Origin of the sequence: Streptomyces sp. NBC_00539 (assembly GCF_036346105.1) — a bacterium.
In the GTDB taxonomy this organism is placed as follows: Bacteria; Actinomycetota; Actinomycetes; order Streptomycetales; family Streptomycetaceae; genus Streptomyces.
Map to the genome: position 1 here is coordinate 417,200 of NZ_CP107812.1, position 19,770 is coordinate 436,969.

18 protein-coding genes and 1 pseudogene are annotated in these 19,770 nt (G+C 68.7%); 12 read left to right on the top strand and 7 right to left on the bottom strand.

Annotated elements, in window-relative coordinates; translation table 11 throughout:
• Positions 1 to 2: 2 nt before the first annotated feature.
• Positions 3 to 65: pseudogene (locus OG861_RS34060) on the bottom strand (hypothetical protein); the annotation flags it as partial.
• Between the two features lie 318 nt (positions 66 to 383).
• Positions 384 to 638: a hypothetical protein gene (locus OG861_RS34065; protein ID WP_330262036.1), complete on the bottom strand. Its 255-nt coding sequence runs from the start codon at positions 636 to 638 to the stop codon at positions 384 to 386.
• A 246-nt stretch (positions 639 to 884) separates the two neighbouring features.
• Between OG861_RS34065 and OG861_RS34070 the strand changes: the two genes are divergently transcribed.
• The 8 genes from OG861_RS34070 to OG861_RS34105 all read left to right on the top strand — a co-directional run bounded on the left by OG861_RS34070 (position 885) and on the right by OG861_RS34105 (position 9,209).
• Entirely contained in the window at positions 885 to 1,910 is a 1,026-nt protein-coding gene (locus OG861_RS34070; protein ID WP_330262037.1) for an ATP-dependent DNA ligase, read from the top strand.
• A gap of 306 nt (positions 1,911 to 2,216) precedes the next feature.
• Complete coding sequence (locus OG861_RS34075; RefSeq protein ID WP_330262038.1) at positions 2,217 to 2,468, top strand: hypothetical protein; 252 nt, start codon at positions 2,217 to 2,219, stop codon at positions 2,466 to 2,468.
• Positions 2,465 to 3,079 carry a sigma-70 family RNA polymerase sigma factor gene (locus OG861_RS34080; protein WP_330262039.1) on the top strand — a complete coding sequence of 205 codons (615 nt, stop codon included), beginning with the start codon at positions 2,465 to 2,467 and terminating at the stop codon, positions 3,077 to 3,079. The genes OG861_RS34075 and OG861_RS34080 overlap by 4 nt, the downstream gene beginning before the upstream one ends.
• Positions 3,076 to 5,016: an IclR family transcriptional regulator domain-containing protein gene (locus OG861_RS34085; RefSeq protein ID WP_330262040.1), complete on the top strand. Its 1,941-nt coding sequence runs from the start codon at positions 3,076 to 3,078 to the stop codon at positions 5,014 to 5,016. The genes OG861_RS34080 and OG861_RS34085 overlap by 4 nt, the downstream gene beginning before the upstream one ends.
• Before the next feature lie 1,053 nt (positions 5,017 to 6,069).
• Positions 6,070 to 6,609: a hypothetical protein gene (locus OG861_RS34090; protein WP_330262041.1), complete on the top strand. Its 540-nt coding sequence runs from the start codon at positions 6,070 to 6,072 to the stop codon at positions 6,607 to 6,609.
• Positions 6,596 to 7,543, top strand: coding sequence for a helix-turn-helix domain-containing protein (locus tag OG861_RS34095; RefSeq protein WP_330262042.1), 948 nt, complete (start codon positions 6,596 to 6,598; stop codon positions 7,541 to 7,543). Before OG861_RS34090 ends, OG861_RS34095 begins: the two co-directional genes overlap by 14 nt.
• 512 nt (positions 7,544 to 8,055) lie before the next feature.
• A complete protein-coding gene (locus OG861_RS34100) occupies positions 8,056 to 8,520 on the top strand; it encodes a lamin tail domain-containing protein (protein ID WP_330262043.1) in 465 nt (154 codons plus the stop codon).
• A gap of 404 nt (positions 8,521 to 8,924) precedes the next feature.
• The gene (locus tag OG861_RS34105; RefSeq protein WP_443064492.1) at positions 8,925 to 9,209 is read left to right on the top strand and encodes a hypothetical protein; all 285 of its coding nucleotides are present in this window, start codon (positions 8,925 to 8,927) and stop codon (positions 9,207 to 9,209) included.
• A gap of 547 nt (positions 9,210 to 9,756) precedes the next feature.
• Here OG861_RS34105 and OG861_RS34110 read toward each other — a convergent pair.
• Positions 9,757 to 9,900 (bottom strand): hypothetical protein, encoded by a 144-nt coding sequence (locus OG861_RS34110; protein ID WP_330262045.1) that lies wholly within the window; start codon positions 9,898 to 9,900, stop codon positions 9,757 to 9,759.
• Between the two features lie 871 nt (positions 9,901 to 10,771).
• Between OG861_RS34110 and OG861_RS34115 the strand changes: the two genes are divergently transcribed.
• The 3 genes from OG861_RS34115 (at position 10,772) to OG861_RS34125 (ending at position 13,637) form a co-directional block, all read left to right on the top strand.
• Positions 10,772 to 11,434: a hypothetical protein gene (locus tag OG861_RS34115; protein WP_330262046.1), complete on the top strand. Its 663-nt coding sequence runs from the start codon at positions 10,772 to 10,774 to the stop codon at positions 11,432 to 11,434.
• Positions 11,435 to 11,460: 26 nt separating this feature from the next.
• Entirely contained in the window at positions 11,461 to 12,546 is a 1,086-nt protein-coding gene (locus OG861_RS34120) for a helix-turn-helix domain-containing protein (RefSeq protein ID WP_330262047.1), read from the top strand.
• Between the two features lie 665 nt (positions 12,547 to 13,211).
• Positions 13,212 to 13,637, top strand: coding sequence for a hypothetical protein (locus tag OG861_RS34125; protein WP_330260912.1), 426 nt, complete (start codon positions 13,212 to 13,214; stop codon positions 13,635 to 13,637).
• A gap of 62 nt (positions 13,638 to 13,699) precedes the next feature.
• On the opposite strand, the gene OG861_RS34130 is transcribed toward OG861_RS34125, so the two are convergent.
• The 4 genes from OG861_RS34130 to OG861_RS34145 are packed head-to-tail and all read right to left on the bottom strand — an operon-like array spanning position 13,700 to position 18,546.
• On the bottom strand, positions 13,700 to 14,773 hold the full coding sequence (locus OG861_RS34130; RefSeq protein ID WP_330260911.1) for a hypothetical protein: 1,074 nt from the start codon (positions 14,771 to 14,773) through the stop codon (positions 13,700 to 13,702).
• 1 nt (position 14,774) lies between these two features.
• The gene (locus OG861_RS34135; RefSeq protein WP_330261941.1) at positions 14,775 to 15,776 is read right to left on the bottom strand and encodes a TniB family NTP-binding protein; all 1,002 of its coding nucleotides are present in this window, start codon (positions 15,774 to 15,776) and stop codon (positions 14,775 to 14,777) included.
• Positions 15,770 to 17,857: a transposase gene (locus OG861_RS34140; RefSeq protein ID WP_330260908.1), complete on the bottom strand. Its 2,088-nt coding sequence runs from the start codon at positions 17,855 to 17,857 to the stop codon at positions 15,770 to 15,772. Before OG861_RS34140 ends, OG861_RS34135 begins: the two co-directional genes overlap by 7 nt.
• Positions 17,854 to 18,546, bottom strand: coding sequence for a TnsA-like heteromeric transposase endonuclease subunit (locus OG861_RS34145; protein ID WP_330260907.1), 693 nt, complete (start codon positions 18,544 to 18,546; stop codon positions 17,854 to 17,856). The genes OG861_RS34140 and OG861_RS34145 overlap by 4 nt, the downstream gene beginning before the upstream one ends.
• A gap of 456 nt (positions 18,547 to 19,002) precedes the next feature.
• On the opposite strand from OG861_RS34145, the gene OG861_RS34150 reads away from it, so the two are divergent.
• Positions 19,003 to 19,425 carry a hypothetical protein gene (locus OG861_RS34150; RefSeq protein WP_330260906.1) on the top strand — a complete coding sequence of 141 codons (423 nt, stop codon included), beginning with the start codon at positions 19,003 to 19,005 and terminating at the stop codon, positions 19,423 to 19,425.
• Positions 19,426 to 19,770 lie beyond the last annotated feature (345 nt).

The following is a 19,770-nucleotide window of genomic DNA, read 5'->3' on the forward strand; positions in this document are numbered from 1 at the left end:
TCCCAGCACGTTCCGACGTGGACGCGGCCCGGGGGTCGGCCGGCGCCGATCTCGCGCTCGACCAACCACGCGGGCGGCTCCTTCGGCGGGCGTCGGCGCGCGGCGGCCTCCTCGGCGGCCTCGGCAGCGTTCAGCGCCCGCTCGGCCGAGCTCGCCGCGCAGGTAGGTGACCAGCGTCCGCAGACGCGGCATATCCGGAGGCAGGACGGACACGGTTCAGCCTCCGTACTGCGCCTGCCGCAGCGCCCTGCAGGCCCCGCACAGCGGGTTCCCGCCCGTCCCGTACCTGCATGTGGGGGCGTGGCACCGGGCGCATGGTCCGGTCTGGCTCGGCGCCCACGTGACGGCTTGCGGGCGGGGCTGGGGGGTGTGCTCGGGCTCGTTCATGCCGTCTCCCGTTCCGCGGGTGTCGGAGTGTGGCTGCGGGCGGCGCGGCGCAGCTCGACGCCGCCGGCCCGCCAGCCGGCGGGGGCCGTCCAGTACGGATGGGTGTACAGGCGCCCGGACAGGAGGATCAGCCGGCGCCGCAGCGCGGTCGAACCGGAGGCGGGCGGGGCCTCGGCGAGATCGGTGTAAGTACGCAGCCACGCCCTTTGGAGGGCGAGCAGGTTATCGGGGAAACGGAACGGTGGCCTCACTCCTCCATTGCAACACGCGTTCGAATATCTACGCGAGTGTCGCCACCGGGTCACGACGCGGATGTGTGGTCGGCGGCGTGCTGGCGGTGGGCGCAGGAGGCGCAAGGCGGTGATCGCGGGGCGGTCACGCCGTACGCGGCGCGCAGCCCCGCGGCCGGCGCGGCTTGCGGCCCCGCCCGCCGGGCCGCCGCGCTCGGTCCGGGTGAGGCTGGTCCCGGGTGACGTACGAGGGCGAGGAGGCCGGTCATGCTGCGTCCGCCGGTGGAGCCGATGCTGGCGCAGGCCGCCGAGGTGATCCCGCCGGTGCGTCCGCTCGCCTCCGGGGTGGCGTATGAGCAGAAGTTCGACGGGTACCGGGCGCTGGTGTTCACCCCGGCCGCCCCCGGTGGGCGGGTGCTGCTCCAGACCCGCCGCGGCTCCCTGGTCCAGGGCGCGTTCCCTGATCTTGTCGCGGCCGCCAGGCAGCTGCCGGCCGGCCTGGTCCTCGATGGCGAATTGCTGGTGTGGGACGCCGAGGCCGGTGCCCTGTCGTTCGAGGGATTGCAGCGCCGGACCGCCGCCCGCACCCGCAGCGCCCCCGGCCTGGCCGCGAAGCTGCCGGCCTTCTTCGTGGCGTTCGACGTCTTGCAGCAGAACGGCCAGGAGCTTTTGCACCTACCGTATGTGGAGCGCCGGGCCCGCCTGGAGGCCCTGTTCGCCGACCACGTTCTGACGGCCCCGTGGACGCTGTGTCCGATGACGACGGATGCGGTCACGGCGCGGGAGTGGTTGGAGTCGTGGACGGATGTGTCGGGCGTCGAAGGCATCGTGGTCAAGCCCCTGACCAGCCGCTACATGCCGGGCCACAGGGGGGCGTGGACCAAGGTCCGGCGCCGGGACACCACCGAGGCGATCATCGGCGCCGTCACCGGCACCCTCACCCGCCCCGGCCTGCTCGTCCTCGGCCGCCACGACCAGGACGGCCGGCTCCGCGCGGTCGGCCGTACCGTACCGCTGCGCATGGAGGCGGCCCGCCTGGTCGCCGAGCACCTGACGGCCGCCGGCCCCGGTCACCCGTGGGAGGGCGTCACGTTCGCCGCGACCTGGGGGAGCCGTGACGTCCTGGACGTGCGCCTGGTCCGCCCCGACCTGGTCGCGGAGGTCAGCGCTGACCGGGCCGTCGACCGCGGCGGGGTGTGGCGTCACCCGCTGCGGTTCAAACGGCTGCGCCTGGACGTGGCCGTGGAGGACGTTCCCTGGTTTGGGGCGGGGCCGGCGGCAGTTACCGGTTGAGCGGGTGGTGGCTAGTCCCGAGGCGGCTGCCGTGTATCCGGCGGTGCGCTTTGTGGTCGTGAAGGGGGGCGTTGTCGGGTTGTCGGGTTGTCGGGTCGTTGAGTGCCGGGCGCCGCCGGCTCCCCGCTGGGGGTGCTCCGGCGCATACGCCGGGGTGGTTGGGCTCGCGTTGTTCTGAATTGACCGCAGCTGACCGAGTCACGTTCGCTGGCTGATCATCTGTTTTGGTATCGGCTTCATTACCATACGTAATAAATTTTCTTGTACTTCTCTCTGCACACATCGGGCTCTCCTGACGCTGTACCGGTGAAGGCACCCGCCTTCACCGCCGCGCTGAGGGGGCTGCGGTGGACCGGATCGGTTGTGGGAGGGAACGTGCAGCACAGCCCTGTGACGTTGCTCGAGATCTTGCTGGGCGCCCGGGTGTTCGGCCCCGACATCCTGCGCGTCGGCCGTCGGCTGCTGAGTGCCGGGGTGCGGTTGGGGATTTCGCACATCACGACCGCGGTACCCCGGGCGGGGAACCCGGACGATCTGCGTCATGAGGTGGACAGGTGAGCGCAGGGGGCTCGGACGAGCCGGGCGGTGCAGTGGGCCTGCCTGGCCGCCCCCGTTCCATAGACCAGTTGCCGGCGGCCTTCCAGGAGTCCTACTGGCGTTTCCATGACGCCGCGTATGACCGGTACTGGGGTTTCGCGTGGCAGGCCCTGGGCTGCTCGCACGCAGATGCGGACGACGCCGCGGACGCCGCGTTCGCGGGGATCGGAAAGGAATGGCTGCGTATGCAGTCGATGAAGAACCCGGCGGGCTTCGCCTGGCGGATTCTGAAAAACCGGATCGAGGACGTGCGGCGCAAGCGCAAGAAGCAGCCGGTACCGATGGACCCGATGGACCTCACCGCGTTCGAGCCCGACCCCGACGACAGCGCCGAAGACCCCTACCACCAGCTGACCCAGCGCATCGTGGTGCACGAGGCGATGCGGCACCTCACCGAACGCCAGCGTGACGTCCTCAATATGACGACCCGACTCGAATACACCGACCAAGAGACCGCAGCGATCATGGGCGTCACGCCCAACACGGTCCGCACCACCCGCAGCCAGGCCACGCAGAAACTGACCCGGCTGCTCGCCTCTGCAACGGACCACCCGGACGGGAGGACATCGTGAGTGAAAGGACCGAAGTCGACCTTCTCCAAGACCTGCTGCGCGCAGGCCCGGAGCGCCCTGCCCGGCGCTCGCGTGCCGACCGGGAGGCAGCGCGGGCCCGTCTCCTTGCCCGCCCGGAACCGGCCGACGGTGCATCCACCGATGCCCGCGCCTCGTTTTGGCCTGACCCGTTCGCCGAGGACCCTGTTCATCCCGAGCGCGCCGACGTGGTATTGAAGACGCTGAGCGTGTCGGTGGTGCATGCCTTGAAGTCCGCGTCCCGGCTCGCGGTGTTCGCCTCCGACGTCACTCTCACCACCGGTGCCCTCGTATTTGCCTGTGTTCTCCATCTGGCGGGTGACGAGCATGGCGCCCGCTTCTGGTGGCAGTACGCGGCAGGCGCGGACAACCGCACCGCCGCCTACTGCCTGTACCTCGACCACAGCCGCAACGGGGACTACCAAGACGCGCAGCGCTGGGCGGATCTTGCCTGCCCCAGCGGCGCCCCGTTCACGCCCGAGCCCTGGTGGGGCCGCGGCACCACCCAATCTGCTCCTGCGGCGGCCTATGTGCGGATGGCCCGCCACACCGCCCAGGCGCACCACCCTGATCTCGGAGACGTCCCGCTGCCCGCCCCCCGCCTCGCCAAGGACGTCATCGCCGTCGTACCTACGCCTGCGCCCTGGGACTACCCCCTGATCCCGGGCGGCTGGATGCTCCACCGCTCGGAGCACAGCAAGACCGCAGAACCGGCTGGCACCGGCCCGCGCCGGCCCAAAGCCCCCACACCGCAGGTACCGCCCCCCGCCAGGCCCGTCCGGAAGGCACCACCGCACGCGGCCCCGCCGACGACGAGCCAGGCACTCAAGGAAGCACGCCGGGCCCTGACCGTGGTCCGGGTCCTCCAGGACCACCGCCTGGGAGTGGAGATCAGGCAGATCAGCCAGGAGACCGGCCTGCCCGAAACCACCCTCGCGCCCCTTTTGGGCATGCTGTGCGAGGAGGAGTTCGCCGAACCCATCACCGAAACCGTCTTCGCCCCCGGCCTTGCCCTGGACCGGCTCGCCCTGCCCGGCGGCGCCGGCATCGCCGCTCAGCTCCAGCGCACCCTGGCGATCACCCGCCAGGAAATCGGAGCCGCCATCTACCTCGGCCGCTACGCAGCGGGAGACATCTGCATCACCCAGGCCTCCACCGCCGACAACACCCCACCGGTGCGTGAGTACATCCCCTTCCGCTACGCCGGCCACGCCACCGCCGTCGGAAAGTCCCTCATCGGCCAACTCGACCCCGCAGGCCAAGCCGACCACGTCTCCCGCTACAAGACCGAAGCCTTCACCGAACGCACCATCACCAACCCCCGCGCGCTCCTGGACCGCCTCAGCCGGCTCAGGCCCGGCGCACCCGTCTACGACGCCTTCGAGTACGGCACCGACACGTGCTGCTCGGCGGTCGCCGTCAGCATCGGCGGCGAAGCCGGCTCCCTTGCCCTGTCCCTGCCCGCCGACCACATCCACCGCCTGGGCGACACCACCCAACAACTACGGCGCAAAGCCGTCCCCATCATGCTCGTCCTGCTCCTCGCCGGCGAGATCCCGGCCGAAGGACCAGCCCAGGACAGTGACCCATCCCCCCTGGCACAGACCACGGACGACGGCATCATCACGGCAGGGGCCCTGGTCCGCCTACGCCGGATGTTCACCAAACCTCTGATCAGCCCCGCGGCCATCCGTACCACCGCCCAGGCATGGTCGGGCCCGCATCTCGTCACCGATGAAAGCTCCCTCAACGTGTACTACTTCGACGCGGCCCCCGGGCCGATGCGGGACGGGCCGCTTACCCTTCCCCAGACCCTCACGGTCCGGCCTCCGGCCAAACCGACTCCGCAGAACACGCCGTCCGAGTGGGGAAGCACCGCCGCACACACCTTGGGAGAGCTGACCGTGTACCGGACATGACCGATACAGCGCACCCACGGCCAGCGGGCTGGCCGCATCCCCTCGCCGGTCGGAACTGCCGGCGCCCGGGAGGGTGCTGCGAGCTCTCATAGACCCGGTGGTTGAGCCCCCCGATGTCGACTGGGTGGAGGCGAGTGTCCGAGGGTGCCTGCTCGGACCCGGAAGCGGAACCCGGCGGCACTTATTGCGAACATCTGCTCGACTCGGGGTCACGTGTTCGCGTTCAGCGGCCGTGCAACGGCGGGCGGTTCAGGTGAAGTCGCTCACATGTGTCGCCATCTTGGAGAGGCGCGCCGCCGGTTGTTCACAGATGATGCCCCCGCTGTAAAGGAACGGGATGAACCGGGACAAGTCGACTTTTCATGGGCAGGTGTCTGCGGCAAGTTTTTCGCCCCCCTGCTCACGCAGGGGGGCGTCAAGGTGCACTCAGGCCATGAGATGCCTCTTGATATCGCGGTCAGTTGGAGCTGAGCCGCGTCCCCATGGTGGCGTGCCGCCAGGGGGCTTCGGGTGCGATTCGGTGCCTGGCGGACAGGTCCGCGCGCAAGCCTGAAGAACCGCAACAACTAAACAATACCTCTGACCTGCAGACCTTGCTCTGTGGGAGCCCTCTCACTGGACAATTCTGTGAGGTTCTCATCACCCCAACAGCGGCACGGAGTCTTTGAAAGGCGTGTCACGGAGCCGAACCGCTCTACCAGATACCAATTGATCCCGCCGTAAGGCAGCCCAACGTGTCGCGGCCGAAAGGGTTGTTCACCCGCGCGGGCTGCCCCTCAGAGAGCACGAACGCAGACCCGAGTGGAACCGCCCGTAGGGCAGACTGATGTACGCGTGCGGAAGCCCGGAGGACCCTCGTCCTCCGCCGGTAAGGGGAGTTGGAGCTCCCCGGTCCGGTAGCGGCCAGGCCCGTCCTAACTGAATACGCACTCAGGCCGAGTTACACCCCGCCCGGAGAGCTCTCCGTGGCCCAGGTGAGCGAGGGCGCCCTGCCGACAGGCCGGGCGCCCTCGCTCATACCCGGGGTTCGACTTTCCGTTTCCAGGAGATGAGATGCCTAGCACCCCCCGTTCCCCCCGTAAGCGCCGCCTGGCCATGGCTGCCGCTGCGGCCAACGCTGCCGGCGCAGTCGCTGGCACCACCGCCCACTTCATCGGATGCGACCCCGACACCTCCGTCTCGGTCGGCATCCTCGTCGCCACCACCATCGGCGACGTCCTCAAGCAGTGGGCGTCCGACGGCACCGTGGTCAACGGCCCCGTCGGCCCCGACCGCAGCGCCGGGACCGAGCTGACCACCCCCGTCAGCCTCACCGCGTTCACCGCCGAGCCGGCGGCCGACGCCGCCATCCCGACGACCTCCGGGCAGCCTCACCGCCCGGGACACCCCCACCGGGGCTACGCCCGGTGCAACCGCCGGCGCATCCCGTCCAGCACCGTGCCCGTCGAACTGCCCCTGCCCCGCGCCGCTCCGGCCGGCCCCCGGCACGCCGGCCACCGGCAGCTCCACCGAGGCGCCCAGAAGTTCGTGCGGCGCGCCCACGACCGTGCGCACGGCTCCCTGGGGGTGACGGGGGCAGATGGCACGGCCTGAGAAGGACATACCGGCGGATGCGCCGATGGAAGTGGCGGAGCTCGCCCGCGAATTGCGGGCGCTCCGGCGCCGAAGCAACCTCACCTACAGGGAGCTGGCCTCCACATCGCACTACTCCTCTGCGGCCCTGTCCCTGGCGGCATCGGGCCAGCGCACCCCGAAGTGGGAAGTAGTCGAGGCGTTCGTCCGCGGCTGCGGCTACAGCGGGGATCTGCGTCCCTGGCGCACCATCCACCGCAACGCGCTCGCCGGCGAGGCCGGCGAGGAGGCACGCAAGAACGTCACGGCCGGGAACGAGACGGCCGTGGAGGTGCCGCCCGGGCCGACGATCCCGGCCCCCACTGACGGCCTCCTCGCCCTGGTCCAGCAGTTCGTGGACACTCACCCGCGCGACGAGCTGCAGCGGGTCACCAGCCCCACCGTGGACCGCTTTCACACGGCCCTCGCCCTGTGCACCACCCCGCAGGACGTGCTGTCCGTCATGCGGGAACTGGTGGCAGAGAAAGGGCTGACCATCGCGACCCTGGAAAAGCGCAGTGGGCGGCTCTACCAGATCTCCGGCGCGACGTTCGCCTCCGTCCTCAACAGCGAGAAGGAACTCCCCACCACTGAGTTCCTGCACATCTTCCTCACCGCCTGCGGGGTCGAGGAGGAACGTTCTCTGATCTGGCACCACACGGTGACCCGCATCAAGATCGCGAATCTGCGGCACCGCGAACGGCCAGTCCCGGCGTCTCCGGAGCCCCCGGACCGGCTGGTGTCCATCGTGCGGCTGGTGTGGCAGCTCCTTCTCGGCGTGGTCTCTGGGGTCGGCGCAGGGCTGATCGCGTACACCACCACCCAGTCCGTCAGTAACGCTGTCGCGGTGGGTCTGGCGGTCACCACCGCCACCCCGCTCGCCGCGCGCTGGGTGACCGACCGGTTGTGGGAGTAGTCAAGTACTCCGCCGCGCACCCATAGCGGGGTCGCCACCACACTGGTGGCGACCCCGCTTTGGTGGGGGAAGCTGATAGGTCCTGAACGTGTGTGGGGGGCCTCACGCTGGGCGCCGCCACAGTTCCGTGGTCGAAGCGACATGCGAGCTATGGGCGTGCGCGCGAAGAACTCCGCAGAACGGTTGTTACTTGATCAACTACTCCGGGTGGGTGAGGTGGGGGAGGGGCGCGCCTGGTGGTGCGCCGGAGCGTGTTGTCTGTGGGTGCCGTTTGTGGGGCGGGTGAGCGTGGGGGCGGCGAATGTCAGGGCCACGGCGGGCAGGTTTGTGTGGGGTGTACAGGCGTGTGTGACGGATATGTCCGTGTCCGGTAACCGGCCTCGGCAAGGGCTGCGCTTGGGCGGGTGCGGGGTCGAGAGTGTGGGCCTCGGCTCATTCCGGGCCGGGGTTCCGCACCGGTTGCCGTCTCCTGCTTCGGCGGGTGGGGCACTGTTGTTGAGGGAGCGTCATCCATGTCTTCTGCTTCTTCCGTTCGTCGTATCGCCGCGACTGTTCTGGCCGCCGGGGCCTTGGTGGGGGCTGCCGCGCTGCCGGCGACGGCGCAGGATCGTGATCACGGCCGGCATTCGCGGGTGGAGATCAGTCGGGTCCAGGCCGACAGTCCCGGACGCGACGACCGCTCCAACCGGTCCCTGAACGCGGAGTGGGTGGAGATCACCAACACCACCCGCGACGCCGTCAATCTCCGCGGCTGGACCCTGCGCGATGAGGACGGCAACCGCTACCGCTTCGACAACGTCCGTATCAACGGCCGCGCCACCATCCGCATCCACACCGGCACCGGCCACGACACCCGCACCGACCTGTTCCAAAACCGCCGCGACTACATCTGGGACAACCACGGCGACACCGCCACGCTGCGCGATGACCGCGGCCGCACGGTCGACACCGAGTCCTGGGGCCGTCGCCACCACTGACCGGTGTCCGGGTGTGGGCGGCCGCCTGGACGGCGGGCGACCGCCCACACCGCACATCACAGGGCGAGCCGGCCAGCCCGGGTAACGGAGCAGGGCAGTACCGGCTGCGGGGCTGGCCGGAAGCCAGGGGTACGCCCGTGGGGTCGGGCGCTGGCCGTCACAGGGTCGAGGATGGGCGACGAGAGGGTGAGGCCCGGGAGTCAGGGGGGAAGGGTGACTGCCCGGGCCGGTGTCGCCTACCGCGGGGGAGCGGTGTGCATTGCGTCGCGACACCCGGAGGAACGATTCGCCAGCCGGGAGGTAACGACCCTGCCGTGTCAGGTCGGCGCACCGGCCGCCTTCGAAGGGGTGTCCCTTCCCGCATCACTGCTCGGGCCCTGGTCTGGTGGTGGTTGGGTGTGGGGGTGGATGCGTGGTGGGTGGATCGGCGTGTGGACGGGGTAGAGCCGAGCGAGCGGGACCCGGGGCCGAAACCTGGACACGTCTACGTCGAGCTGGTGGGCGGCCCCCTGGACGGCATGCTGCTCGACGTCACCGGGTGGGAGCCCCAGGAAGTGGTGGACGGGGCGGTGTTGATGTCGGAGCACGGCGCGTTCGGGCCGTCCGGCCGGTCCGGCTATGAGCCGGCCGAAGCGGACCCCGGCGCCGGTGGTGTCGGCCGGTTCGTGTGGCGGGGCGACGTCCCGTAGTCGTGGGGAGTTTCGGGTAGCCCGCGCGCCGACTGTGGCGTGCGCGGGTGAGGCTCGATGCTCCCTGCTCGCCGTCGCATGCTGCCGTCGTTCCATGACTGCCAGGCTCCGTGAACCGGTTCACGGAGCCGTGACGTGGAGCGGCAGTGGTGGGGAGGTCGGAGCGAGCAGCTCGGGTTGTTCGGCGGGTGTGCCCGTCACCGGCCTGAACCGGAGCTGCGTCGCCGGAGTGGAGGGTGGGCGTAGGCGTCCGTAAGGTGCCTTGCGGAGCCGTCACGGGTAACGCCGGCCCGGGGAAAGCGGTGGGGCCGTGCGCGGCTGAGGTGGCCTTAGCGGGTTTGGTGCGATCGTAGGTGCGATCGCACTTGATGACCTGGTCCGCTTGATACGAGGCCTGTCGGGCTGCGAAGGTGGCGGGTGGGGAGGGGGAATTTACCGTTGGTGAATTCCCTATGGGTGCTGTCCGGCGGCCCTCGACGTGCGTGATGCGCGGGTACCCGCCGCTGGGTGCGGCGGGCCCCCTCACTGGACCGGTCGTCGGCTCCGTTTAGCGGACGGAGCCGGCGGCCTTCTCCAATAGCGCCAGCAGGTAGTAGGCGAACGCGGCTGGGTAGGCCCAGTCGTGGGCGAACCTGCGCGCGTGCCGGCCCCATGCCAGCGGTAGCGGATCTGCCCGGCGGTGACGTCCCATGGGACGCCTCCCCCCTTGTGCACGGCCCGATACGGCCGGGCTGCCGGAGCACCGGGTTTCCGGGCCCGCGGGACCCGGAAGGATCGACCCCCGGAAGGGGAAGGCGATCCGCCACGGCGGTAGTTCACCACATCGGCGCGTCCTCTCGGACTCATGCGATCGCAGCCCGTTCGGGGCTGGTAGCGGTGTGTAGCCGCCCTCCCCAACGGCGTCGCGGGTGGGAACGCACGCTCGCGCCGCGGGGGGCTCAGTCTCCGGGAGCTGTTAAACCCTACGACTACGGAAAGTTAACAATGTGGCGTACATCACAGACCGTGACTGGAGGTGATTTCTGCTTTCCCCCCGGTCACCGGAGGATGGGTCCTCGCGGGGGCCTCTAAGCCCTATCCGCTGCGTAACCACCGCCAGTGGTTTGCGCATCGTCGCGCGCTGCATTCGGCAGTGGGGGCGAGCTTCGGAGGAGCGCGTGGCAGCCGCTCTCGCCGCATTGGGGTCGTCGGCCGGGCCGGCCCGTGCGGGACGGAGCGGCTCGCGTAGCCGTCGCTCCGAGGCCGGCCCCCGTCCTTGCCCCGCGCCGGGGCTTGTCGGGCTCAAGGCCTGCTAGTCGATTGATGGGTTCGATCTGGCCGCGACCTGGGCAGGCGTGTCCATCCGCCCCCGCTGTCCCGGCGTGGATGCCGAGCCGGAGACCGCCATCCCGCCCACTACACGACCGTGATACTGCCCGATGGCGGTTCATCTCATCGGTTGCGGGCGAGAGTTGGAGCAGTTGAGATGACAAAATCGAACTGACGTGCAATGATCGCAAAGGTTTCAAAAATCTGACCTGATGTGAGGTACGGTTTATGAAACCTAGTCAGGGAGGTTGTCTATGGCCGGCATTGAAGCCATGCAGCTCGACGCGCGACTCGCACAGTTAGGGGTGACCAAGCAGATCTTCGAGGATGCTCTGGGGTGGGCGGCCAGTCAGGCGAAGATGTCCACTGAGTTCGATGCTCCGTCCATGCCGGGCATTACGTTCTGGAGCAGGGCAAACCGCTACCTTGCGGAACACCTCACGGATCGCAAGAACGAGTCGCCCCCGTGGAAGTACACCCGAAGGGACAGCATCCTGCGCGTGGTCCACCCGGCCGCTACCCACGCGATCACTGCGATCAGTGGGGCCGGCGGGGTCGGGGACCTTGAGCGGCCCGTGCGCTCGAAGAACCCGAAGGGGCGCGCGATGGCGGTGATCGTGGAGAACAACGCCAAGTTCGAACGGCGCACCGGCCAAGGCGTCCTGCTGTCACGTGATGACATGGAGTTCGGCGGTGAGCTGGACGAGATGCCTCTGTGGTTCCTTCTGTACGAGCGCACTGCGGCGGGTCTGGCTGCTGAGCTCTCCCTTCCTGTGAAGATGGAAGGGAAGTACGTGAACGAGTGGAGTGTGCGTCTTCCGCTGTTCACCCTTCCTGACCCCGGAGTCAACATCGAGATTCTCGATGCCCCGGACGACGACAACGGCGTGCACATTCCGGTGCAGTTCACCGGCTGATCCAAAGAAAACGGGAGTTGAGGAAAGTGTTCACCCCCGAGAGGCTTGTACTGGCTCGAAAAAGGCGGCGCATGACGCTTGCTGCGCTGGCCCGTGAATCCGGGATCTCCGCTCAGAGCATCACCGCGTTCGAGAACTCCAGGAAAGTCCCATCGGAGGAGACGCTTTCCTCACTCGCCTATAGCCTCGGTTTTCCCATCGGTTTTTTCCGTGCCGAGCCGGCGCCCGACGTAGTGGTTGGAGCCGTCAGCTTCCGAGCCCCCAGCAAGATGAGCGCAGTCGAGCGGGACAGCGCGCTGAGCTGCGGTGCCATCGCAGTGACCCTGAACCAGTGGCTCGAAGCCCACTTCGCGCTTCCTCGCCCCGACGTGCCAGCCTACGGTGGCATGGACCCGGAAGCCGCGGCCGAGCAGGTACGCGCAGACTGGGGTCTGGGGGAAGCGCCCGCGCCCAACACGGTCCACCTCTTGGAAGCACACGGAGTGCGCATCTTTTCGTTGGCTCCCGACTGCCTCGACATCGACGCGTTCTCCACGACCAAGCAGGGCGTGCCCTACATCCTCCTGAACACCCGCAAGAGCAGCGAGCGCGGCCGATTCGACGTCGCCCACGAGCTGGGCCACCTCGTCCTACACAGCGGCCCAGAGAGCCCCTCAGGGCCGACCGCAGAAGCCGAAGCCGACGCCTTCGCTTCCGCCTTCCTCATGCCGAAGGCTGGCATCCTCGCCCAGCAGCTCGACCAGCCCAGCGTGGAGCGAATCTTGAGCGCCAAGCGTCGATGGGGAGTATCTGCCATGGCCCTTGCTTACCGGTTGCGCACCCTGGGGCAGCTCTCCGAGTGGAAATACCATCAGACGGCCAAACAGCTCTCGCAAATGGGATACCGCAGAGGTGAGCCCGGTTCCAGCCTTGTCAGGGAAAGCAGTCAGATTCTCACTAAGGTATTCGAAGCGCTCCGAGCGGCACACATGAGCCACTTCGACGTTGCAAAAGCCATGAATATCCGCCCCGACGAACTCAATGATTTCGTCTTTGGCCTGGCCCCCATTGGCGTTAACGGGGGTAAAAGCACGACGGAACCTGTCCGTCCAGCGCTACAACTCGTAAAATAGATTGACTGAGGGTGTCGTTGGTCAGTGAATCTGCGCAGTAGGCACGTTTCTGACCTGGGGATGTGCAGGTTGACTGAGCGAGTTGGGGGCTGTGCTGGCTCACTGAATCTGCTCAGAGTCTGGGCATGATAGCTGTCTGACCTGCGGTGTTTCTGGGACCGGGCCTGGTTGCGCAGGTCATTTGGTTGCTGCGCAGTTTCACTGGTCCTTGGTATGTGGCCAGGGGGTGTCGCTGCGCTTGGGTGGGGCCTGGGGTGAGTTGCGTCGGTTCTCAGTGAAACCAGGTGTGTCTCGTCCGTTCCCTGACGTGGATCGTCAGGCACGATGGCGCCTCGGGAGAAGCGTCGAAGGTGGCAGCTGTGGGGTCTCGTCGATTCTGGTTGCGGGTGGGCGTCGTCGCCCTGTTGCTGGCTGCAGTTGCTGTAGCCGTCGCTGTACCTGGTGTGGGCAAGTGGATCGTGGCTGCAGTCCTCGCGGGTCTCGCCTCAGCTCTCGGCGGGATCGTGGCTCGTGGCGCCGATAAGGCCATCATGCGTGGTCGAGATGCCGTACTGGTCCCTACACCGCAAGCTCCGCTCACTGTGCGGACTGAACAGGAGATGATCCTTGTAGGACATGTTGGCCCTCTTCCCGAGGATCTGACAGCGGTGCGTTCCCTGGACTTGGTGAGCATCCACGAGTGTGTCGTGCGCGTGTTTGTCGAAGCTGCCGTTGATCGTGCTGTGATCCTCACCAAGCTCGACGTGCAGGTGCAGTCACGTTGCACCCCGCCCCCGATCGGCTACGTGTTCCGGCTGAAGGATGAACTGAACGATTCCTATTTCGAGATTCCAAAGGAGCGTACCTTCGAGGTGGATCTCGGCGGTCCAACGCCTGTGGTGAGGCCGGCCGAGGGTGTGCCGGACTTCCCGTACGGGGTCTCGCATCTGGAACCCGAGCGTTTCATCCTGAGGGCTTCTGCCAGTACGCCAGGAGATTTCAGTTGGCGCGTCGGTGTCCATTGGATTTGCAAGGGCGAGTCAGGGGTCGTCGTCGCTGAGCAGGAAGGACAGCCCTTCCGACTGGTGAGCCTTGGGCCGTCCGAACTGTGATCGATAGCCATCTGGCCTTGGTGGGTGGCCTGGGGTGGGCTCGGTGTGGCGGTTTCTGGGCGTCATCTGGCTCGTTGTCTGCGGCTGGTGGTCTGGGGTGGGGGTGGTTGGTAGCCGAGTTGCGTGAGTTCGATGGTGTCTGGTCGGTGGCCGGGGGTGGGCTTGGTGTGGTGGCGGTAGGCGGTGGGGTGGTCGGGGTGGCGTGGGGTGTGCCGGATGAAGTGGGAGAGGTCTTCGGGGTAGTAGGTGGGGTCTTGGAGCCACCGGCGGTTCAGACTCCGGGCGACGACTTCGTGGAAGGGGTGGGGTTGGCCGGGCCGGGTGCGGTGGTAGCGGGCTGAGGGCCGCCGGACGAGGAGCCCGGCCAGGGTGATGGTTTCGGGGTAGGTGATCGCTTCGCGGGCCAGGACTTCCCACATGGAGGTGTCCTTCCCGTTGCCGATGAGTCGGGCGCGGGCGGGCCAGATTCGTTCGGCCTTGGGGGCGTGGCGGCGCCAGTGTTCGGTGAGCCCGGCTGCCTGGGTGATGGCCTCGTCGGCGTCTGGTCCCCAGCGGCGTACCAGCCGCAGGTGGGCGTGGTGTGCGAGGACGATCTCGGGAGTCTTGTGCAGGAGGACGTGGGTGTGGGGGACGGTCATGTCCTGAAGGGTGTGGGGGCCCAGTGCCCAGGTGCGGTGCCGGCCGCACACGAGGTGCTGGTGGGGGAGGTAGCGCAGGACGGGGCGGGTTTGCCCGGTGCGGGCGATGGTGCAGTGAGGGCATCCGGTGACGGCCGGCAGGTCGGAGGGGCGCATGGTGCCGCCTGGACGTGTCGCGGTGGCGGGACCGCGGTCCTGGTGTCCTTGCCAGCAGGGCAGGGCGTGAGCGAGGTGAGCCTCGGGGATGCCGGTGTACTGGCTGACGCGAGTGCGTGCGCTGGCGTTGAGGTAAAGCTCGGTGGGCGCGTGAGGGCCGTGGATCCGTTGGCGGTCTGGGGAGATCTTGGGGCGGCGTATGCGCAGCCCGTCGAGGAGCTCGGTCGTGGTGAGGCGGTGCGCCCTGGCGAGGCGTTCGAGGAATGAGGCGTTGGTTTCGAAGGCCAGGGGCCTGATGGGGAACAGCGCCTGGTGGGACAGGTCCGGCAGCGCTCGGGGCATGTCAGCGCCGCCTTTGGGTGCCGGGGGTGTGTTCGGCGAGTTCGTCGAGGTCGATGTCGTTGAGGAGCTGCTTGGTGATCTTCTCGGTGCCGTCGAGGATGGCGGCGATCGCTGCTTCCCGTACGAGGGCGGACAAGCTTCCGATGCGGCCGCCGGTGCGGTGGTGGAGATAGGGGGCGTGCCGGACCAGTGCGCCCTTGTGGTGGGCTTCCAGTCGCAGCGCCTGGTCCATGCCCTGGATCAGTCCTTCCCAGGCTGTGCGCTGGGCGGGGCTGCCGTGTGGCAGGGGAGGGTTGCGGACGGTCTTGAAGCGGCCGGCGATCTGGGTGCCGCGGACTCCGGTCAGCAGGGGTGAGGCGTCGAGGGCGACGCCCGCGTAGACGAACGTCGCGGGGATGCGTTCGCTGAGGTGTTTCATCTGGTCGGAGGTCTCGGCGCCGTTGCGGGTCCGGGTGTTGAGGAGGTGGACGTCGTCGACCAGGACGAGCCGGGTGCCGAGCTGGTGCAGGGTGGCGCAGACGATGTCGGTGATGCGGGCCTGGTTCATGCTTGTGGTGATGGGCAGGTCGAGGAATCGGGCCAGTTCGGATACGAGCATCTTCGGGGTCGCGGCCGGTGGGACGGACAGGAACACCACTGGCAGGCGCTCGTCGAGGCCGCCGTGGCGGGCGCGGTCGGCGAGGTGGAAGGACCGGCCGAGCTGCTGCAGGGTGGTGGTCTTTCCGGTGGTCGGTGGCCCGGAGATCAGCAGCCCTCGCCGGGCGGTGCCGTTGTGCCGCCGGTTGAGGATCATCAGCCGGCGCAGGGTGAGGGAGATCTTGGCCATGATGGGGGTGGACAGGATTACGAATCGGGAGTGGTAGTCCAGGCGTTCCTCGGCGTTCCAGGGGCCGGTCCCGGGCAGACATGGTGGTTCGGTGTCGACGAACCGTGTCCACTCGCGCCAGGTACTTGGTGACGCGTACGGATCGTCGTGCGTCTCTTGGTCGGCGTCCGTCACCACTGCTGTGCCTCCTGGTGCGCGTCGAAGATGTTCCACGCCCTGGCCGATACCGCGGCGCCGGCGGCATCCGAGTCGGAGGTGATGCAGGTGTCCCCGTCCGCGGGCGGCAACTGCTCGGCGGCGCCGTTCGGCGGGTCCGTGTCCGCAGTCCGTCGCCGTGTGCGCGTGGCTCCTGTCCGCTGGCCCGGGACGCTGGCGATACCGGCGGCGCTCGAGCCCCCGGCGCCTGTGTGGGCGCGGCGCAGGAGTTCGTCCAGGCGGCGGGCGAGGTGTTCTTCGTGTTCGGCCCGGTCTGCGCGCCGTGCCACCACGCTGCGGATGTGCCGCCAGGTGGTGTCGGTGAACGGCTGCGATACCAACCCTCGGTGGATCCAGTCGGCCTGCGCCCAGCCGTCGGGGAGCCTGACCCAGCACCGCCACGGCTCGTAGGGGTTGTGGTGGACCTCCCATTTGCCGTCCGCGGCGGTGGAGGGGTGCCGGTGTCCGTTGAGTGCGGGGCCGTCGTAGGTGCGGTGTTCGAATCGGATGCCTTCGTCTGTGATCGCGCAGCGCCGGGATGGCAGCAGTTCGGTCCAGTCGGCGCCTGTCAGGGGGACGGGTACGTGTCCGGCGATGCCGGTGAGCGCGGCCCACATCTCGTTGGGGGTGAGGGTCAGGCGGGGCATGAGCGGGTGCCGTAGCCGCTCGTGGCGGCGTTCCTGCCATCCGCAGACGATCCACTCGTCCAGCAGGTCCTGCAGCTGGGGCAGGGTCCAGCACGCCTCGTCCTCCACGCTGCTGCCGCGCGCCGCGAGGTGGTTTCCGGTGTATCCGGCGACGTACTGCGCGAACAGCGTGCCGATCGCCCCGAAGCCGCGCTCCACATGCCCCTTGGCGTACCCGGACGCGGGCGGGCAGGGCTGGACCGAGATCCCCAGGTGCTCGGCGGCGGCGAGGAAGCAGCGGGAGACGAACACCTTGCCCTGGTCGATGACCACGGTTGAGGGCCGGATCACCGGCCTGGCCGCGGCCCCCTGCACGCGGGCGTCGATGGAGGCGAGCCGCGTGTAGGGGATGATGGAAGCGGCCATGGACAGGTACTCGGGCCAGTCGGGCCGCATCGACTGCGGCACCAGTGTCTGTGCCAGCAACACGGCCGCGTCCACTGCCTTGGTGCCTTTCGGGCGCAGAACGGCCGCGGTGATGCTGCGGGTTGCCACGTCCACCGCCATCGTCAGCTCCGGCCGCCGCGCCTGGCCGTCCTCGCACATGACCATCACGTCCAGCAGGGTGCTGTCCATCATCACCAGTTCCCCAGGCAGCGTCGCGACCGTCGGAGTGAACACCGGCACCGGCCGGGATGCCCGCCGCCGATGGCCGGCGGCTGTCAGCGCGAGCTGTTCCTGCTCGGCGACGGAGCGCACCAGCCGGTTGAACGTGGCCACCGGCGGCACCGCCACTGTTCCGGGCCCGTGGGCGTCTTCGAGTAACCATCCCACCTGGCGCCGCAGCCGGCTCAACGTCCCCGTCGAACGCCCCTGCTGCTCCTCCAGCGCCCGCTTGATCGCGGCCACCACCCGCGGATCGGCCCGCCCGAACGCGGACCGCTCCCGCGTCAGGCGACCGTCCACGAGACCCCACACCCCCTGCTCGCGGTAGCGGGCTCGCATCCGGCGCACGGTGGCCACGCTGACCTGCTCTCCGGCCGCGGTCAGCTCGGCGGCCTTGGTCGCCTCGCGCTCGGCAAGCCCGTACACGGCCGGGTCGTACCCGGGTCGAGACGGCCAGTCCCGGTGGGGCCCGATGTGCCCAGTCTCGACCTCCAGGATGTGCCGCTCCCAGGCCAGGGCCTTCTCCCGGACCGCGGGCTCAAGCCCGTCCAGCGGGCCGTGTACCGGAACACGCGACCGCCCGGGCCGGCGGGGTTCCAGGACGGCGAAGTCCTGCGCACCGAGTACTTGGGTGAGCAGCAGCACCTGCACTCTGGAGCCCTCCTCGGCGACCAGTCGGCAGCGCGGCCCGTCCAGACCGGCCAGGACGTGGACGCCACCGTCGAACCGGATCCGGTCCCCGACTTCCACGACGTCTACCGGACGTTTCACTGCTCCAGCTCCTTCCGCCGACCGGTTGGCACGGCGGTCACGGGGGTCTCCTCGCTCAGGGGGCGGTCCCAGGCCATGCTCAGCAGGTCGTTCCAGAGCCCGTGGTAGACGGCCGGCAGTGTGGCGATCGGGTCTCCGAGCCGGAGTGCACCCTCGCCCAACGTGGTGGGCTTGGCGAACGCTGCGCGCAGCCGGGAGGCGGGGATAGTCACCGAACACCGCGGATGCCGGTAGACCGACAGCCAGCGCGCATTGGCCAGAACGACCGGATCCGCGGTGTCCGCGAACAGGTGCTCCCAGCCCGCGTCCCGAGCACACGCCCCGACCACCCGCGCCCGGCCAACGAGCCGTGCGGACGGTCCGCCGCTCCCGGGGCAGTCCACAAGACGAATGCCCCCGTCAGCCATGCTCACGGCCAGGTCAGGGGCGTGGGTGACGATCCGCCCCCGCTCCTCCCACACGAACTCCAGGGGACGGCTCACCATGCCCGCCACCTGCGGATTCTGATCCAGCATCATGACCGCGTCCCGCATAGCCGCGCTCCCGTACCCCACCAGACGGCCGGTGGTCGCTGACCACCACCACCCCGGAGCCAACCGCCGCCCCCGCCGCAGCGGGAAACCACGCACCATCGCGCACTCCATGAGGCGCAGCTCCCCGATGGCTGCCCGCCACGGCCTCTGGAGCATGACCCCGTCCGGCCCGACGAACCGCACGTCTACATGGCGCGGATGCACCCCGCCCCCTCCACCGAACCCAGTGGCCCCCCGAAGGCAAGCCGCCCTTGCGCCCATTGAAGAAGGCTCGGTCAACCTGCGCAGTGCGCAGATATACCGAGCCACACGATGTTGTGAAGCACCCTCTGACCAGCCCGAACACACCCCTTAACTCTGCTATTGCCCCCTGGCCTGCAGGAACCCAAGCCGACGACCCGAGCGCAGGGCCCCAGACCAGTCCCGAATCCCAGATGAGTTCCGCTGCACAACAGGCGGCCTGTGCAGGCCGGTTGGTCAGTGGCGCCATGGCCCCTGGCTGGCGACCCCACTCTGCGAGCTGGGCCTCAGCGCGACATACCCCCTAGGCCAGTTTCAATCTGGGAATCAGAATGAATCACACCTGCGGGGTGGGGCTGGCATGATCGGGTTATGCCTATCACTGTCGAGTTCTTCGTGGCACCGGATGATGAGGTGGCTGCTCAGGTTGGGCCGCGGCAGCGCCGTCATGGGTTTCCCTCGTTCGCGTGCGCGGATTTCTACCCTGACGATGCGGTGGCGGACTGGGAGGTCCTGCTGGCAGAGGGTGTGGGTACAGGCTCGCGTGATGTGGTGCCGATGAAGAATGACGGCTTCACGGTGTTCCAGCTGCCTTCCGGGCTGTGCTCCGCTCTGGTGCAGGCGAGCAGCGGCCGGCTCGTTGAGGCTGCGGGTGCATGGGCTGAGCTCGCCGCGGTCAAGGACGAGGGTGTGCCAGCCGAGACAGCGGTCGAGATCCTGACGGAGTTGGCGGGCCTGGCCCGCACGGCACAGGGCCTTCGTCAGCCTCTCTACTGCTGGTACTTCGCACCCTGACCGGGCGTCGCCCACAGCAAACACCCCAGCCCCCGCCCTGCTGCCAGCCAGGCCCGCGAAGCGGGCCTCAAGTCCTGGAGGCGGAGCCGGAAGGACCAGGGCGGGGGAGCGCAGCGGGCCCGCTCAACGGGCCGAAGGCCCGGACCTCGTGAAACGAGGTCACCTCCCGTGCGCAGTACGGGAGGCCCGGGTCCGCGAAGCGGACCTCGTTCGGGTGCAGCGAAGCGGAACCCGAACAGTCCGAAGCGAAGCGCAGGACCCCGGCCCGAAGAGCAGGCCCTGGCTCGGCGAAGCCGAGCCCCGCCAGCGCAGCGAGGCGGTTCTCTCCTCCACGCGCAGCGTGGA

Bases quoted from the DNA above. Each gene is read 5' to 3' on its own strand.
- OG861_RS34130 (WP_330260911.1), bottom strand. From the start codon at position 14,773: ATGCCCCGAGCGCTGCCGGACCTGTCCCACCAGGCGCTGTTCCCCATC.
- OG861_RS34090 (WP_330262041.1), top strand. From the start codon at position 6,070: ATGCCTAGCACCCCCCGTTCCCCCCGTAAGCGCCGCCTGGCCATGGCT.
- OG861_RS34115 (WP_330262046.1), top strand. From the start codon at position 10,772: ATGGCCGGCATTGAAGCCATGCAGCTCGACGCGCGACTCGCACAGTTA.
- OG861_RS34100 (WP_330262043.1), top strand. From the start codon at position 8,056: ATGTCTTCTGCTTCTTCCGTTCGTCGTATCGCCGCGACTGTTCTGGCC.
- OG861_RS34150 (WP_330260906.1), top strand. From the start codon at position 19,003: ATGCCTATCACTGTCGAGTTCTTCGTGGCACCGGATGATGAGGTGGCT.
- OG861_RS34070 (WP_330262037.1), top strand. From the start codon at position 885: ATGCTGCGTCCGCCGGTGGAGCCGATGCTGGCGCAGGCCGCCGAGGTG.
- OG861_RS34110 (WP_330262045.1), bottom strand. From the start codon at position 9,900: ATGGGACGTCACCGCCGGGCAGATCCGCTACCGCTGGCATGGGGCCGG.
- OG861_RS34145 (WP_330260907.1), bottom strand. From the start codon at position 18,546: ATGCTCCAGAGGCCGTGGCGGGCAGCCATCGGGGAGCTGCGCCTCATG.
- OG861_RS34095 (WP_330262042.1), top strand. From the start codon at position 6,596: ATGGCACGGCCTGAGAAGGACATACCGGCGGATGCGCCGATGGAAGTG.